The 15892-nt window shown below is 40.0% G+C and carries 14 protein-coding genes; 7 read left to right on the top strand and 7 right to left on the bottom strand.

Going from position 1 to position 15892, the window contains the following annotated elements; genetic code table 11:
* Positions 1 to 91 precede the first annotated feature (91 nt).
* Positions 92 to 2470: a DNA topoisomerase 3 gene (locus RVY80_RS04855; protein WP_317329829.1), complete on the bottom strand. Its 2379-nt coding sequence runs from the start codon at positions 2468 to 2470 to the stop codon at positions 92 to 94.
* 356 nt (positions 2471 to 2826) lie between these two features.
* Between RVY80_RS04855 and RVY80_RS04850 the strand changes: the two genes are divergently transcribed.
* Positions 2827 to 4422, top strand: a complete 1596-nt coding sequence (locus RVY80_RS04850; RefSeq protein ID WP_295193353.1) for a peptide chain release factor 3 — start codon at positions 2827 to 2829, stop codon at positions 4420 to 4422.
* Positions 4423 to 4679: 257 nt separating this feature from the next.
* Positions 4680 to 5927, top strand: coding sequence for a sodium/glutamate symporter (locus tag RVY80_RS04845; protein WP_317329828.1), 1248 nt, complete (start codon positions 4680 to 4682; stop codon positions 5925 to 5927).
* 119 nt (positions 5928 to 6046) lie between these two features.
* On the opposite strand, the gene ygiD is transcribed toward RVY80_RS04845, so the two are convergent.
* The 5 genes from ygiD to RVY80_RS04820 form a co-directional block, all read right to left on the bottom strand.
* Positions 6047 to 6835 carry a 4,5-DOPA-extradiol-dioxygenase gene (ygiD, locus tag RVY80_RS04840; RefSeq protein ID WP_317329827.1) on the bottom strand — a complete coding sequence of 263 codons (789 nt, stop codon included), beginning with the start codon at positions 6833 to 6835 and terminating at the stop codon, positions 6047 to 6049.
* Positions 6836 to 7103: 268 nt separating this feature from the next.
* Positions 7104 to 7955 (bottom strand): 16S rRNA (adenine(1518)-N(6)/adenine(1519)-N(6))-dimethyltransferase RsmA, encoded by an 852-nt coding sequence (gene rsmA / locus RVY80_RS04835; protein WP_295189116.1) that lies wholly within the window; start codon positions 7953 to 7955, stop codon positions 7104 to 7106.
* 90 nt (positions 7956 to 8045) lie between these two features.
* On the bottom strand, positions 8046 to 8585 hold the full coding sequence (gene rnmV, locus RVY80_RS04830) for a ribonuclease M5 (RefSeq protein ID WP_317329826.1): 540 nt from the start codon (positions 8583 to 8585) through the stop codon (positions 8046 to 8048).
* A gap of 83 nt (positions 8586 to 8668) precedes the next feature.
* Positions 8669 to 9433 carry an ABC transporter permease gene (locus RVY80_RS04825; RefSeq protein WP_295193363.1) on the bottom strand — a complete coding sequence of 255 codons (765 nt, stop codon included), beginning with the start codon at positions 9431 to 9433 and terminating at the stop codon, positions 8669 to 8671.
* Positions 9433 to 10089 (bottom strand): ABC transporter ATP-binding protein, encoded by a 657-nt coding sequence (locus RVY80_RS04820; protein ID WP_317329825.1) that lies wholly within the window; start codon positions 10087 to 10089, stop codon positions 9433 to 9435. The genes RVY80_RS04825 and RVY80_RS04820 overlap by 1 nt, the downstream gene beginning before the upstream one ends.
* 323 nt (positions 10090 to 10412) lie before the next feature.
* On the opposite strand from RVY80_RS04820, the gene msrB reads away from it, so the two are divergent.
* The 5 genes from msrB to RVY80_RS04795 all read left to right on the top strand — a co-directional run bounded on the left by msrB (position 10413) and on the right by RVY80_RS04795 (position 14349).
* Positions 10413 to 11369, top strand: a complete 957-nt coding sequence (gene msrB / locus RVY80_RS04815) for a peptide-methionine (R)-S-oxide reductase MsrB (protein ID WP_295189105.1) — start codon at positions 10413 to 10415, stop codon at positions 11367 to 11369.
* A 154-nt stretch (positions 11370 to 11523) separates the two neighbouring features.
* Positions 11524 to 12402: a CobW family GTP-binding protein gene (locus RVY80_RS04810; RefSeq protein ID WP_317329824.1), complete on the top strand. Its 879-nt coding sequence runs from the start codon at positions 11524 to 11526 to the stop codon at positions 12400 to 12402.
* A complete protein-coding gene (locus tag RVY80_RS04805) occupies positions 12390 to 13250 on the top strand; it encodes a permease (RefSeq protein ID WP_317329823.1) in 861 nt (286 codons plus the stop codon). Before RVY80_RS04810 ends, RVY80_RS04805 begins: the two co-directional genes overlap by 13 nt.
* Positions 13208 to 13399 carry a permease gene (locus RVY80_RS04800; RefSeq protein ID WP_317329822.1) on the top strand — a complete coding sequence of 64 codons (192 nt, stop codon included), beginning with the start codon at positions 13208 to 13210 and terminating at the stop codon, positions 13397 to 13399. The genes RVY80_RS04805 and RVY80_RS04800 overlap by 43 nt, the downstream gene beginning before the upstream one ends.
* Before the next feature lie 101 nt (positions 13400 to 13500).
* Complete coding sequence (locus RVY80_RS04795; protein WP_317329821.1) at positions 13501 to 14349, top strand: TIGR03943 family putative permease subunit; 849 nt, start codon at positions 13501 to 13503, stop codon at positions 14347 to 14349.
* Between the two features lie 3 nt (positions 14350 to 14352).
* Here the strand turns inward: RVY80_RS04795 and RVY80_RS04790 are convergent, their stop codons facing one another.
* Positions 14353 to 15333 (bottom strand): 3D domain-containing protein, encoded by a 981-nt coding sequence (locus RVY80_RS04790; protein WP_295189091.1) that lies wholly within the window; start codon positions 15331 to 15333, stop codon positions 14353 to 14355.
* Between the last annotated feature and the right edge of the window lie 559 nt (positions 15334 to 15892).

The raw sequence follows: 15892 nt of genomic DNA, 5'->3' as shown, positions 1-15892 counted from the left end.
AATCTATTAATCACTAAAGGCTGAACCATTAAATTACGGTTCAGCCCTTTAAACAACATATATATGTATCTTAATATTTTTTCATTATGCTTTACGTTTCATTAGCATAAATACTTGGTTTTCCATTCACATCGCTACACGTAGTCCGACACTCAGATCGATTACTACATACCCAAGAGGTTCTACCTCGTTGCTCGACGGGAACAAAGAAGCCTTTACCACACCGTGGGCATTTATACTTCTGCTCGCTTGGTGGCACATCAATATTCACCGGTGGCTCTGTGCGATTACGTCCACCATTGAATGAACCACTACCACTTGATGAATTAGGTCCCCCTACAGGCTCTGTATATTTACAGGTAGGGTAATTGTTACATCCTAAGAATTCACCAAATTTACCGTTTCGAGGTATGAGTTTTCCCTCTTTACATTGAGGGCAATCCTTGAATTTAGCCAACTCCTCTGGAGCTATGGCATTACCACTCATCGGGCGATTACCTTGATTCGATGTAATGGTGCGAACCACATTTGGTTGCATAGCACCAACGGGTACAGAACTGCCAAAGGATAATTTATCGATTAGTTTTTGTAAAAATGCAATTTGATCACTTAAGAAGGCCTCTAGCGTGTCTTCCCCATCACTAACAAGGGCTAATCGTTCTTCCCAAATTGCCGTTTCATCAGGATATAACAACTCCTCAGGCAAAGCATCTACTAGCAAATATCCCGTTTGTGTTGGTGACAATACTTGCTTTTTACCACTAGTCTTCATGAAATCACGTTTAATGAGCTCGTCTATAATATTGGCCCGCGTTGCTTCTGTACCTATACCAGATACAGCCTTTAATTGCTTTTTCAAATCCTCATTTTTTACAAACTTATGAATTTCCTTCATGGCTTGCAATAATGTGGACGGTGTGAAACGAGATGGTGGTTTCGTTTGCTTTGCATCAATAGACGAATCCCGATACGTAACAGGATCATTCTTTTTCACGCTTGGCAAATGATCAGATTCTTCGATTTGCTCTTCCTTGCCAGTCAATTCAGCACCACGATCATCCGTTAAATCTTCGTCATCCTGTTTATCTACACTGGCCAACCCATCCTTTTGAGATTTTTGGCGACTATACAAGAGTTTCCAGCCTTCTTCAATAACGACACGACCGTTTGCTACGAAGCTTTCATCACATTGTTCTACGGTGATTTTCGTTTGCTCGTATTCATGTTCCCCATAAAATTGAGCAATATAGGATTGGGCAATGAGGAAATAAATATTTCGCTCTGTCTCGGTGAGCGTGCCCAATTGACATGGTACCGTCGTTGGAATAATGGCATGATGGGCGGTGATTTTTTTCTCATTCCACGCACGAGATTTAATACTCGGATTAGCCCCTCGGGCCCAACCTTGTAATCGATTATCTCCACAATTCATAAGATTACGTAGAATTGGCAATCGATCTTCAAATTGGTTTGGTGGTAAATATTCACAATCCGAACGCGGATAGGAGGTCAATTTCTTCTCATATAATTTTTGCGCCGTATCGAGAACGGTCTGTGGATCATAGGAAAATGCTTTACCTGCTAAAACTTGTAATGATGAAAGCGCCAACGGCAATCGTTGAGGATCTTTCTTCTTGGATTTAGTAACTTGCTTAATCTTACCTTGAGGGGAATTTGACAGAGTCTCTACTAAACCTTCTGCAATGGCCTTATTGATGAGACGACCATCTGGGTCTAGGCCCTTTTGCTCATCCGTTGGTTGCCACGTGGCCCAGAAATTACCATTAGTGTGTTCATATAATACCTTTACTGTAAAATAATCTACTGGCTTAAAGGCCTCTAACTCACGTTCACGACGCACTACGAGAGCTAATGTTGGTGTTTTTACACGGCCTATTGGCAATGTCACCTTATGGCCTTTCCGACGTTCCGACAAGGTATAGGCACGAGACAAATTCATCCCAATGAGCCAGTCTGCACGAGCACGCGCCAAAGCAGATTGGTATAAATTGTAGAAATCTTTATTATCTCGCAAACCTTTCAACGCACTATGGATGGATTTTTCATCCAATGCATTTAGCAGAATGCGTTGCACTGGTTTCGTATTCCCTACAAATTCCAACACTTCATCCACAAGCAACTGACCTTCACGGTCCGGGTCACCTGCGTTAACTACGAGGTCCGCTTTGCTAATTAAATCCTTTACCACCTCAAATTGGGAACGGCTGCTATCCGTAACGAGCAATTTCCATTCCTTCGGCACTATGGGCAAATCCTCAGGACGCCAACGAATATATTTGTCGTCATAATCCCCTGGCTCTGCTTGATGTAGCACATGGCCCACAACCCAAGTCACCACATCATCACCTTGGATGAAATAGCCATTTCGCTTTTGGATATTTTTATTTTCTGGCAGGCACTTGCTGATTTCTCGTGCCATTGATGGTTTTTCGGCAATAAATAAACGCATAGTACCTCCTTTTATTACATAAAGTCCAGATTTTGTAAAATAGTAGCTAATGGTTATAAACTAGTCTCTTTTATACGCCCTAGTTGATACTTTCACAATCTCTAATGCTGTTGCGTCAATATAGATAAGCACAACCTGTTCTGTTTCGAACATATATTATACTATATTAATGGCATCTAGACCATACATATCAGTTCCTAACCCGTATATATCTTGTTACATATCATGACCTCTTTTCTGAAATACTATCAGATGTATTCATACACATATCGTGAAAGCACTATTCATCTATGGTCAATACTTTCAAAATCATGTATAATTTTAAAGATATGATATGTAATTATATGAGGTGAATCATGACATTTTTAGAGGAAGTAAATCGTCGTCGTACGTTTGCTATCATTTCTCACCCGGATGCGGGTAAAACAACATTAACTGAAAAATTATTGCTATACGGAGGTGCTATCCATTTAGCTGGGTCCGTTAAATCTAGAAAAACCAATAAACATGCTGTATCCGACTGGATGGAAATCGAAAAACAACGTGGCATCTCCGTAACGAGTTCCGTCTTGCAATTTGACTATGACGGCTGTCGCGTTAATATTTTGGATACCCCTGGTCACCAGGATTTCTCCGAGGATACATACCGCACATTGATGGCTGCAGACAGCGCTGTCATGTTGATCGACATCGCCAAAGGTGTGGAAGCACAGACAAAAAAATTATTCGCCGTTTGTAAAGAACGAGGAATTCCAATCTTCACCTTTGTTAACAAATTGGACCATTTTGGTAAAAGCCCATTTGATTTGATGGAAGAAATTGAAAACGTCCTTGGCATTCGCGCCGTTCCCATGAACTGGCCAGTAGGTATCAATGGCGAGTATAAAGGGATTTTTGATCGCGAACATAACACCATTGAATTATTTGCAAAAGACGAAACACATGGTCAGGAAAAATTAGAATCCCAAAAAGGTTCTGTAGATGATCCAATCTTCAAAGAACTCATTGGCGAAGAGTTGCACCAAGCCCTCATTGATGATATCGAATTGCTCGATGTGGCTGGTGATGCCTTTGATTTTGAAAAGGTTCGTTCCGGCGAGTTAACACCAATGTTCTTTGGTTCCGCTATGACAAACTTTGGTGTAAAGCCATTCCTTGAAAAATTCTTGGAACTAGCACCATCCCCTGCTCCACGTAAAGCATTGGAGGAAACGGTGGAGCCTACAAGCGAAGATTTCTCCTCCCTCGTATTCAAAATCCAAGCTAATATGAATCCAAACCATCATGACCGCATTGTATTCATGCGCATCTGCTCTGGTAAATTCGAAAAAGGCATGACTGTATTGCACAAGCAATCCAACAAATCCATTCGCCTATCTCAACCACAACAATTCTTGGCTACAGAACGTACGATTGTAGAGGATGCATACCCAGGTGATATCATCGGTGTCTTCGATGCTGGTACTATGGGCGTAGGTGATACACTGTGTGCAGCAAACCACAAGGTTACATTTGGCGATTTCCCAGTATTCCCTCCTGAATTCTTTGCCCGCGTATCTCCAAAAGATACCATGAAGCGTAAACAATTCATCAAAGGTATGACACAATTGGCTCAAGAAGGGGCTGTTCAAATTTTTGAGCAACAGCTTTCCCTCGACTCCTATGTAGTTGGTGCCGTTGGGATGCTTCAATTTGAAGTTCTAGAATACCGCTTGAAAAATGAATATGGTGTGGATTTATTAAACCATACCCTCCCATACAGCGTAGCACGTTGGGTAGATGGCGATGTGGATCCTACCACATTAAAAGGTTTAGACAATGCTATGGTAGTAAAAGATAATCGTGAACGCACGGTAATCCTCATCTCCAATGAATGGCAAATGGGTTGGGTTCAAGAGCGTAATCCAGATGTAACATTTCTAACAACACCAAAATTGCATATTGCTGACTAAGGACTCTTTCCTCTTAAAGGGAGGCTCTATCTTAACCAATAGAGTCTCTTTTTCTTTTTATTAGGTCTCTATTCCAATCACACATTTGTACATTGGGAATGCACGTTTTATTTCTATAATTTTTATTATAGTTTTATCTCCTTTCAGTTATACCGCCTATAAAATAATGTTATCACTCTCATCAATTGTCCTTATGGAATAGACGGTATTTTTATGCTAAAATAAAATCAACATATGTATAGAAAAGGAGTGATTCTATGTCTCTAATTGATCTAAAGTTAGTTGACGGAGTCTGGGCACTCAAGTTGTCCATGATTCAAACTGTAGGCCTTGCAGTTATCACATTGTTCATTGGCACTTGGATAAATAAACATTCCAAGACACTGCAACGCCTTTGTATGCCAGCTCCAGCTGTAGGGGGCCTGCCATTTGCATTCATTGCAGCGGCATTATCGTATTATAAAATTGTCAATATTTCCTTTGACAGTTCCCTACAAACCTTCTTAATGTTGGCATTCTTTACAACAATCGGTTTAATGGCTAGTTTAAAGGTCCTCAAAAAGGGTGGTATTGGTATCATCTTCTTTTGGATTGTTTGTACCATCTGGATTGTATTTCAAAATGGTGCGGGCATCATTATTGCCAAATCTATGGGTATTGAACCAATCTTAGGTGTCATGGCTGGTTCCGTATCCATGATGGGCGGATTAGGTACAGCTAGCGCTTTTGGACCTCATTACGAAACCCTATCAGGAGTCCCTGGTACCGCAACAGCAGCCATTGCTGCAGCCACCTTCGGTATGGTAGCCGGTACTGTTCTAGGTGCTCCAGTAGGTGAACGTATTATTAAAATGCACAAGGTAAAGACACCGTACGATACACCTGAAACATTGGATAATGAAGGTATCCAAGATATCGAAGACAAAATCGAACCATCCAGAGGGTTTACTTCTCAAGACTTATTAACTATTTGTATGTGGATTGGCTTAGCCCTTGGTATCGGTACACTGGTAAGTGCTGGTTTATCGGTAGCCGTTGGTCCTCTTCCTGCCTACATCGGTTCCATGATCGTTGCTACATGTATTCGTAACTTTGGCGATTTCTCTGGAACATATAAAGTAAATGATACGGCTCTGGATGCAGTATCCAATGTAGCACTTAGCTTATTCGTAACTATGGCCATCAATAGCTTGAAACTAGTTCAGCTTGTGGATCTAGCATTACCACTCCTAGCGATCTTGTTGGCACAAATGGTTCTTATTGTTATCTTCGCATACCTCATATTCTGGATTTTCGGTCGTAACTACGATGCTGTAATGATGGGTACTGGTGCCATAGGTTTTGGCCTTGGTGCGACACCAAATGCATTAGTTAATATGTTATCCCTTGCTGGTGTTCACGGTCCATCCCCTCGTGCATGGCTCGTTGTATCCCTCGTTGGTGCATTCTTGATTGACTTTACTAATGCCTTCCTTATCACATTCATGGGTAATTTAGTTATTTAACATATGTAATGTTCCTATAGTAAAAGCCCTCGGCATTGCCGAGGGCTTTTCTTCTATATTAAATTTAGAGTTTCTATCAATGACCAAGGCAACCGCACCATGCATTATAGCGCCCCTATTTATTTCACTGTATCCCATCGATACGATGTCATAGATAAAGATCCCAGTTCACGATAATCATTCCATACACTAATAATATCGTCGTCAGCACTAGCACCGATGGCAGCCAATAACGGATAGTAATGGTCTGGTGTTGGCACAGCTTTTTGAGCCCCCTCTAATTGGTTATAATGAACTGGTACATCATATGCTTTATTCAAAATGGCGTCGCGGATACTTTCATCAAATTGGTTTGCCCAATCAAAACCTTCCGGTGTCTCAAAAGAAATATCTCTCAAATTATGTACTACATTACCACTAGCCATCACTAAAATTTGTTCATCTCGCAACGACTGTAATCGTTTACCAATTTCCACCAAAATCTCAGGCCCAGATGTCATATCTGTGCTAATGATGACCACTGGAATATCCGCATCAGGGTACATATACATGAGTTCTGTCCAAACTCCATGATCAATACCCCAGTCTGTTGTACCAACAGCGATACCATCAAGCATTGTTAATACACGTTTAGCCAGTCCTGGTTCCCCTGGAGGTTCATATTTAATATCATATAAAGGTTGTGGAAATCCATACATATCATAAATTTGCGGATTCTTATCAGCCACACGCACATACGTGCCTTTAGTAGCCCAATGGGCAGACACTACTACAATGGCTTTAGGCTTGCCATAGTTATCTGTAATATCTTTCCCCAAGGCCGTCCAACTGCGACTAGCTTGATTATCTTCTATGGCATTCATCGGTGATCCATGACCGATAAATAATACAGGCATTTTTCTATTCATTGTATAACCTTCTTTCAACTATTTGGATATATTGCATACAACTTTTTCTAACCTCATTATAACCTCTACATCGAGATATTTCAATATATATTTTTAATATCAAAAAAGCCTCAGCCGGAATATAAAACTATCTCGCTACCATTAGATTAATTCAGTCTAATATTAGCAGTAGTTCATACTCCCACTGAGGCTATACTGGCTACATTTTATAAATGTAATACATTCACCACATCAATAAAAGTTTTCTTCTATATAATAAAAGATTTACCTATTTAATGCTATGCCATGCATTGGCTACATCTGCAAATTCCTGCAAGGAGAAAGTTTCCCCTCGACGTTGACCATCAATATTAGCTTTTTCCAAAATCATCTCAATTTCTTCTTTGGATAGTCCTGTAGTTTTCATCGTATTGGAGAATGTTTTACGACGTTGTTCAAAGCCAGCTTTCACCACGCGGAAGAATAATTTTTCATCAACCACATCTACTGGTGGTTCCTTGCGTAACACACAACGGATAACAGCGCTAGTTACAGACGGAGCTGGCAAAAACGCCTTAGGCGGTACATCCATAACGATGTCTGGCTCTGTGTAATATTGAACCGCCACGGACAAAGCACCATAGTCCTTCGTTCCTGGTTTTGCCACCATACGAAGGGCTACCTCACGTTGCACCATCATAACCATGCGCTCGATAGGTAATCTGCTTTCCAATAGGGACATAATGATTGGCGTTGTAATATAGTATGGCAAATTGGCCACCACCTTGAATTGTTTGTGATTCATGATGTCTGGCACATCAAGCTTTAATACGTCACCATGGATGATGCGCACATTATCATAGGCTGCAAGCGTCGTGTCGAGGACCTCAAGCAAACGACGATCTAGCTCAATGGCCGTCACATCGGCCCCACTCTGCGCTAACCCTTGTGTCAATGTACCAATACCAGGACCAATTTCGAGAACCGGCTCACCTGCATTTAAATCCGCTGCATGCACGATTTCATCTACAACCCCACGTTTAATGAGGAAATTTTGGCCCAATTTTTTACTCATGTGAATGCCAAAACGTTTGCACACATAATGCACAACCTCTGGACTTGCGATAATTGATTCTAACATAATTGCTCCTCTATTGTTCTACAGTTACTTTATAATAATCTTCTACGTATTAAAACTACACAAAACTACACTAATGGCATACTATATCAATTATGCTTCTTGTATAAATTCTACAGCCTTGGTGAAAGCCTCTCTAGTAATTCCATAATGGTTTAATCGATATAAAAACTGTTTCCCATTGCCATAACCAATGCCAAGTGCTGCACCGACACGAGCGCGATTTGCAACACTATTGGGAAATCCAGACAATTCATAACGCACCATATCTTGGCTAGTAAATTCATAGGATGACTCTAATAATTCGATATGTAGGACCTCTAGGGCCTTGCGAATGGATTCTGGTGATGCCTGTTCAATGCCAATATCATCATTGGCGAAGGCTTCGTCTCGTGGTACAAAGGCATGTTGTGCATTAGGGAATTTCTTCGTCAAAAACCGCCTAATCCGCTCTCCTGCTGTATCAGGATCTGTAAGAATGATAATACCTCGTTTTTCATAGGCCACACGAATCGTTTCAAGTACTGCCTTGCGAAGGGTAAACCCTTCTGTAGCAATGCAATCGGCCTCTACCGCTTGTGCTATACGTTGAATATCAGATTTTCCTTCTACTACGAGAACTTGTTTAATCATGTGTGTCACCCTTTCTATCGATTTATTGTACCATATTTCAAAGGTAAACTAAAAGGAACCCTCCTGGGAAGGTTCCTGTCAAATTACTTCTCTAATTGTTGTCTTTCATTAAAGAACCCTTTATAGGCCAAATAACAAGCAATAAAGGATGCCATAGAGGTTGTGGCTAAGGACATAAATGTAACCATAATTTGGTATTTTATAGCCTCCACCGGAGGTAACCCAGCTAGAATCAAGCCAGTCATCATACCAGGTAATGATACAATGCCTAATGTTTTGGCCGAATCGATGGTCGGTTGTATACCTGTTTTTATAGCATCACGCAAAATATCCATAGATGCTTCTTTCACCGTAGCACCGAGGGCCAATTTAATTTCCACCTCTTGATGTCGAGATTGGAAACTATTTAGCATCTGACGATAGCACAAACCAATAGCAATCATACCACCGCTAATGACCATGCCACCTACTGGAATCATTTGATAGGCATTAAATTGCAAAATACCAGACAACACCAAAATCGACAATGTAATGGTCGCACCTACGGCTATAGCCACAAAAGATATAGCTTGTACATTCTTGATGCCCCGACCTCGTTTAGCTGCATTATAGGATGCATTCCCCATCATCACTAGGAGTACTCCTAATGTAAATAATGGATGTTTGAAACTAAAGAGATAATTTAAAATATACCCCATGATAACGAGCTGAACTGTGGCACGCAAAGCGCTGATGATAATATCCTTTTCCAAATGCAAGTGCTGGCGATAGGAAAATAATAATGTAATGAGTACCAAACTAGAGGCTAACAAGAGGTTTTCAAAGGATATAGCATGAAAGTTTTCCATTAAAACTCCTCCCATTTTGCCACATGACCAGATTCAATGGTGATTCTACGATTCACATGTCGTCTACTTTGTTCTTCATTATGAGTAACCATCAGAATTGTCATACCATGTTGTTTATGCAAATGCTCTAACACAGATTCCACGAGCAATGTATTTTCCTGGTCGAGGGCAGATGTTACTTCATCCACCAATAACACCTCTGGTTCAAATAACAAACTACGAATCAAACAGATACGCTGTTTTTCCCCACCTGATAAGGCTGTATTTTTCTTATGTAAATACTCTAATGACATATGAAATAAGTCAAATAATTTTGTGACACGTTCCATATCTATATCTTTAGTTTTAATGATGTACGGAAACTTGATATTATCCTCCACAGTTTCACCAAATAAATAGGCCTCTTGAAAACAATACCCCACACGCCCACGATATTCACAAGGTTCATAGTCTTCTATTTTTTTACCATCAAACATGATAGTGCCCTCTGTATGACTAATCAAATCACTACAAAGTTTCAAAAATGTACTTTTACCACTGCCAGATGGGCCCACAATGGAAATAAACTCACCTTTATCTATGGTAAGCGATATATCATGTAATACCTTTATAGGACCATCTACAAAGGATACATGATCAAATTCTAAATATGCCATAACTCCTCTTACCCCAACATTAGGTACTCCAAATGCTTCAACTATGATTACGATTTACAATAATGCTATCAACAAATAACTACTGGTAATCAAAGTAATTACAAACCAGGAACAGGAACAATGTCCTGTTTCAATAATATATTCATTATACGTATATTCTCTGAGCTTGTATACCTACACAAGTATTGCATAGTCAATCCATTCAGTATATGATTAATACATCTAAATAATTAAATTTACTGTCCTATCAAATAATTAAATTTACGTTCCTATGTATCTTATTTTGCCGTCCTATACATTTGCTTTTCTATGAGGTATATACAATGAATACACAAACAATCTATTTAGCCGGAGGCTGTTTCTGGGGCCTTGAGGCCTATTTCAAAGCAATTCCTGGAGTTATCTCTGTAGACAGTGGCTATGCAAATGGTCCTACAAATACTACAACATATGAAGAAGTATGCCATGGTAGCGGTCATGCTGAAACTATCAAACTCATCTACGATGCTGATGTACTCGCTCTCCGTCATATCATCCAATATTATTTCCGAGTGGTAGATCCTTTCACCATTAATAAACAAGGCAATGATGTAGGTATCCAATACCGCAGTGGTCTCTATTATACTAATGATACTGACAAGTCCGTCATAGAGGACGTATTAAAGAAATTACAAGACCTCTATGCCCAATCATTCGCTATTGAGGTTAAACCATTAGAAAATTTCGTAAAAGCTGAAGAATATCACCAAGACTATTTGGAGAAAAATCCTGGTGGCTATTGTCACATTAATTTAACCAAAGCTGAGGAACCACTCATCGACCTCGATACGTATCAAAAAATGAGTGAAAGCGAGTTACAAGCAAATCTATCGGATTTAGAATATGAAGTAACACAACATAGTGCCACAGAACGTCCTTTCACCCATGAATATACATCGGAATTCAAGCCAGGCATCTATGTGGATATTACCTCTGGTGAGCCTCTATTTTTCTCTAATGATAAATTTGAGTCTGGCTGTGGTTGGCCAAGTTTCGCTGCCCCTATCAGCTCTGAGGTGATGAATTATTATCGCGACTCCACCCATGGCATGGAACGCTTCGAAGTGCGTAGTCGCATTGGCAATGCCCACCTTGGTCATGTATTCGAGGATGGTCCAAGAGAACTGGGTGGACTTCGCTATTGTATTAATGGCGCCTCCCTTCGATTCATTCCGCTAGAGGATATGGACCGAGAAGGCTACGGCTATTTAACGGGTTATGTGAGCCGTCATCACGGATAATGCAACACAAGTATAGCCATACGTATAAAACTATAAATCTCACCAGGTATAAATCTATAAAACTACGGGTAATACAAGCCCGTCTATTTACATTATCAACAGCCGTCATGACAGTACGGCTGTTTTTATTTTACAAACTCTATATATTCTCTATATGCAACTCAGTCGCATTTGTCGCATTTTAATCATTGAAAATGATTTTGGCCAAGTTAACTTCGACACGCAACTGTTGGGAACGACAGGCGTCAACATTCGTGAACTCACCTCAGGTTGCATTTGTTGTAGCCTCCAAGGGGACTTTAAAACGGCCCTTTTACAAACATTAGATCAACTGGACGTAGATGCCATTTATATCGAAACATCAGGCGTTGGTAAATTGAGTGATATTCTCTCCGCCTGTGAAAGTCCCGAAATCACCGCCATCGCACATGTGCAAGCAGCTATTACTATCATCGATGCTACAAATGCGCCATTGTTTATCCGAAACTTTGGTGAATTCTTCAAGGATCAGGTGGCTCATGGGGACGCCCTATTCCTAACACATCAAGAATTACCAGAGCAAGTTGAGCTTACCATAAACTTATTGCGAGAACTCAATCCATCAGCCCCTATCCACACAGAGGATTGGGCAGATATTAATGTACTCGAGTACATTACAGAGTCATTGCAGCCCACGGTATACTCCGAGGAAACTTGTCACAGTGACCATCACCATGAGCACAATCACGAATGCTGTCATGAGCACCATAGTGCACACCATCATGGCCATAGTGCCGACCATGTCTTTTCTACCTTCAGCTTTACGGACATTGCACCTCGTAGTGAAGAACAATGGGCTAACTATTTCAAAGACCTTCCATCCACTATTTTACGTGCCAAAGGTGTTCTACCTACTGACACCGGCAATGTAGAAATACAACATGGTCTAAACTATACGAATATTACGCCTACCGAGCTTTCAACCATTGGATTAACAGTCATCGGTACCGATATACACCAAGCGGAGTTAGCAAACGAATTATGTCATCAGTAAGTACCATCCCTATATTTGTAGTCACAGGTTTTTTAAGTTCTGGCAAAACTACATTTATTAATCAACAAATCAAGCTACGCAAAATGCCCTCTGCTACATTAGTCATCAGCGGTGAGGATGATATCAGCCATCATAATCTGGATACGCTGTCCATTCAACTGGACAATACGATGACGCCTGAGCAAGTAAAGACGGTGGCTCATACGATTCAAGATGCGATCCAAAAAAAGCCAGTTCGTGAAATTTGGCTCGAATGGAATGGTATGACTAGCTTTCAACAACTAGAAACACTAATCTACCAAACACAATTATCTAGGATTGTCCATATTCAACACGTCTATTTTATGACGACCTGCGATTTTGTTGATACCATGCTAGGACCTACAGGTTTGGCACCTATCTCACAACTCATGAATGCAGATAGCATTCTATTGCGGCACGAAAATCGTTCACGCGAACAAGCCGAGTATGGCTCTATTAAAAGCCTGGAATCCACCGGGGAAAATTATTATAACCAATTACCTTCTATGGGATTTGCACTCCTAGGTGGCATGATATTCCCTATGTGCGACCGTGCTGCCATTCCTATGTTTAGGTCACTTCTTCTTAGAAAGGTAAAACTGCCAGTAGCCATCACATTTATGCTAGCTAGCCCACTATTAAATCCCATTGTGCTAATATCCACCTGGTACGCCTTTGGAGACCATCTGGAATTTTTCTGGAGTCGCTTTATCCTAGGTGCGATTGTAGCTCTATTAGCAGGTCTCCCCTATGTTCCACATCGGATTCCATTATCGGGCGCACATTGGCCAATAGCATCCCATTGCCAAGTGTACTGGGCTTCCTAATCTTCGGGCCTATGATGGATGTAAAAAACGTATGGATTTTGCAATCCTTCTTCCCCAAGGAATTCGTAACAAGACTGCTCATCACCACGGCTGTTTTATCGTTTATAGCTGCTATGGTGTACGATACTTTTTTATATAATGCATTATAATTAATGTAATCCCCCAGTTACAGTTGTTATCTGTACAGTAGTGAATTTATACACTGGTTAGCTGTACAAAAACTCCCTATTTGTGTGTAAAGGAGATATTTATGTTTACATCTTGGAAAGCCAAGAGTCCTTTCTATATGACCAAAGGCCTTGGATTTTTATTACTCGGCATCTGTTTGCTCCACTTGATTGTGACAGATACTTATAAACTCTACATAGCAGCACGCTATGAATATATTCTTTTGGCCTCATCCATCGTTATGATTCTATGGGGACTCATTTCCTGGTATATTGCACCAGAACGCAAATACCGTCACGATTGGACGGGCCTCCCTATTTTATTAATTCCATTAGTCCTGTTTTCATTTCCGCCATTACTAATGACACCATCTGTAGAGGCCAATCAGATCAATGCATTGCAAAATCGTTCCGGTGAGGATAGTTTTGACTTTTCTAATGATGAGGTATCTAACATTGTGAAAATGGCCACTGAATCTAGAGATGATTCTATTGGTATAGATGAAAGCAAAAAACGTATTTTCTTAACGTCAGATAACTTTTACAAGACACTGATTCGTCTCAGCACCAAGGTCAACGACTATACAGGATATAAAGTCGATTATACGGGCTACGTGTTAAGAGATGACAAAACATTACAAGCTAACGAATTCACCCTTTCTTGCATGGTTATGGCTTGCTGTATCGCTGACATGGCGCCCATGGGCCTCACCATGCATTACAAAACAGGCGATGAACTGCCAGCTGGTAGTTGGTATACTATTGAAGGCACTGTGAAAACACGTCAATTTTATGGACGTACACAACCATATATAGAGGTTAGTAAAATCCGAACTGCAGAGCCAATTCTTGGTTATGTATATCCGTATCCAATATGGGTTATAGGACAAGAAAGAGCACTTCCGCAGAAGTGCTCTTTCTTATTGTTTTAATTATTAATCTAATACGTAAACAGTAATATCTTGACGACCAAAGCTAATAGCTTCAGAATAAGATTCCATTAACAAGTCAATTTTATTACCTACGATAGCCCCGCCAGTATCAGCTGCAATAGCTTCACCATAACCAGGGATAAATAAACGTGTACCCAGTGGAATCACATTAGGATCCACGGCTACAACACCACGTGTTGCGGGAATACCAGTAGCTGTAATGCCTCTTCCATCACCATCTCCTGGTAGATAGGCACTCGCTTCCATAGTAAGGACACGACTTGCACGACCAGCTACATTACGAGATGTAACTATATCGCGTGTACCTTCTTTTACGATAGTGGGTACCATAGCTTGTGTTACTTCGCTAGAAATAATATGTGTTTTTACGGCAATGCCATTTTCATATAAAGTTTCTTCTTGTACTTTTTCGACACCAGGTTGACCAACTTGAACGATAGTTTCATCGCCCTTTGCTAGTGTATCATCTTTTTCACGAACCACTTGTACATCAATGTTTCGTTCTGCACTTTTTACAGAACGGCTCGTAACATGAGCAATTCTAATAGTACTACCAGATTGTAAACTATCCGTATTTTCACCTACCGGTGTATAATTAGGTGCCTTAAATCCTAACTCGTCAGCAAGGCCTTGAGCAGTTCGTTGAACGGTCATAACAGTTTTAGTCTTACCATCGACTATAACAGTTACGGGAAATGCTCGAACTACAGTTAATATAGAACCATCTTGTAGTGTTTCAGTATCAATAACAACTTGATCTTTAGTGTGTAGGTTAATACCGGCTTCACGTACAATACCTTCTGTGGAGTTTAGGTGCGTCTTAACAGTATGTGCTGCACCATCCACCATAACTACAACGGTTTTGTCATTATAGGCAAAACCTGTTAGGGTAATGGTCAATACCATCAAGAGTACCAACACAAGCGAAACAATTCGGTTGTGCTTTGTTTGAATTTGAATCATCTAATCCCTCCTGTAGTCACAATTCTACTACAGGTAGATATAACCTGTCAAACTCAATAGGTTAACAATAGCAGAAAAACCTTCATTTTATATATATTTATCATCACTTTCTCAATTCATTTTTTACAATTTGTCCACCAGACAAAAACAAATCAAGCTTTTCTAACACTATACTATATAAGCTAAAATCCAATGTATTATATACGTTCATTACAACATATAGTATATAATGATTAAATATTCATATTTTTATATTTTTATGAGTTTTTGTATTGTTACCTCATCTTAAATGAAGTTTTTGTGAATTTGAAAGCCCTTACATTTACTGTATTTATATTCACACATTTATAATTATAAAATATTTTATATTAATTTTAATGCAAAACCTTCACATATGTTCTATTTTATAATATTCCACTCATGTTACAATTAATCCATTCAACCTATATAGTCTCCCCCACTTATCATAATAATTAATCATTTTTTTGGGATATACTCTCACTACACTGCATCAGACTTATCATGATAGACGAATAGGCCGATAGCAATGCTATCAGCC

The organism is Veillonella absiana (assembly GCF_032970865.1).
Lineage (GTDB): Bacteria > Bacillota > Negativicutes > Veillonellales > Veillonellaceae > Veillonella > Veillonella absiana.
The sequence above is the reverse complement of the archived record's forward strand: the minus strand, read 5'-3'. Positions and strand labels throughout refer to the sequence as shown.

What these genes read in the sequence shown, in the direction of transcription:
- RVY80_RS04855 (WP_317329829.1), bottom strand. Translation starts at nt 2,470, where the DNA reads ATGCGTTTATTTATTGCCGAAAAACCATCAATGGCACGAGAAATCAGC.
- RVY80_RS04850 (WP_295193353.1), top strand. Translation starts at nt 2,827, where the DNA reads ATGACATTTTTAGAGGAAGTAAATCGTCGTCGTACGTTTGCTATCATT.
- RVY80_RS04845 (WP_317329828.1), top strand. Translation starts at nt 4,680, where the DNA reads ATGTCTCTAATTGATCTAAAGTTAGTTGACGGAGTCTGGGCACTCAAG.
- ygiD (WP_317329827.1), bottom strand. Translation starts at nt 6,835, where the DNA reads ATGAATAGAAAAATGCCTGTATTATTTATCGGTCATGGATCACCGATG.
- rsmA (WP_295189116.1), bottom strand. Translation starts at nt 7,955, where the DNA reads ATGTTAGAATCAATTATCGCAAGTCCAGAGGTTGTGCATTATGTGTGC.
- rnmV (WP_317329826.1), bottom strand. Translation starts at nt 8,585, where the DNA reads ATGATTAAACAAGTTCTCGTAGTAGAAGGAAAATCTGATATTCAACGT.
- RVY80_RS04825 (WP_295193363.1), bottom strand. Translation starts at nt 9,433, where the DNA reads ATGGAAAACTTTCATGCTATATCCTTTGAAAACCTCTTGTTAGCCTCT.
- RVY80_RS04820 (WP_317329825.1), bottom strand. Translation starts at nt 10,089, where the DNA reads ATGGCATATTTAGAATTTGATCATGTATCCTTTGTAGATGGTCCTATA.
- msrB (WP_295189105.1), top strand. Translation starts at nt 10,413, where the DNA reads ATGAATACACAAACAATCTATTTAGCCGGAGGCTGTTTCTGGGGCCTT.
- RVY80_RS04810 (WP_317329824.1), top strand. Translation starts at nt 11,524, where the DNA reads ATGCAACTCAGTCGCATTTGTCGCATTTTAATCATTGAAAATGATTTT.
- RVY80_RS04805 (WP_317329823.1), top strand. Translation starts at nt 12,390, where the DNA reads ATGTCATCAGTAAGTACCATCCCTATATTTGTAGTCACAGGTTTTTTA.
- RVY80_RS04795 (WP_317329821.1), top strand. Translation starts at nt 13,501, where the DNA reads ATGTTTACATCTTGGAAAGCCAAGAGTCCTTTCTATATGACCAAAGGC.
- RVY80_RS04790 (WP_295189091.1), bottom strand. Translation starts at nt 15,333, where the DNA reads ATGATTCAAATTCAAACAAAGCACAACCGAATTGTTTCGCTTGTGTTG.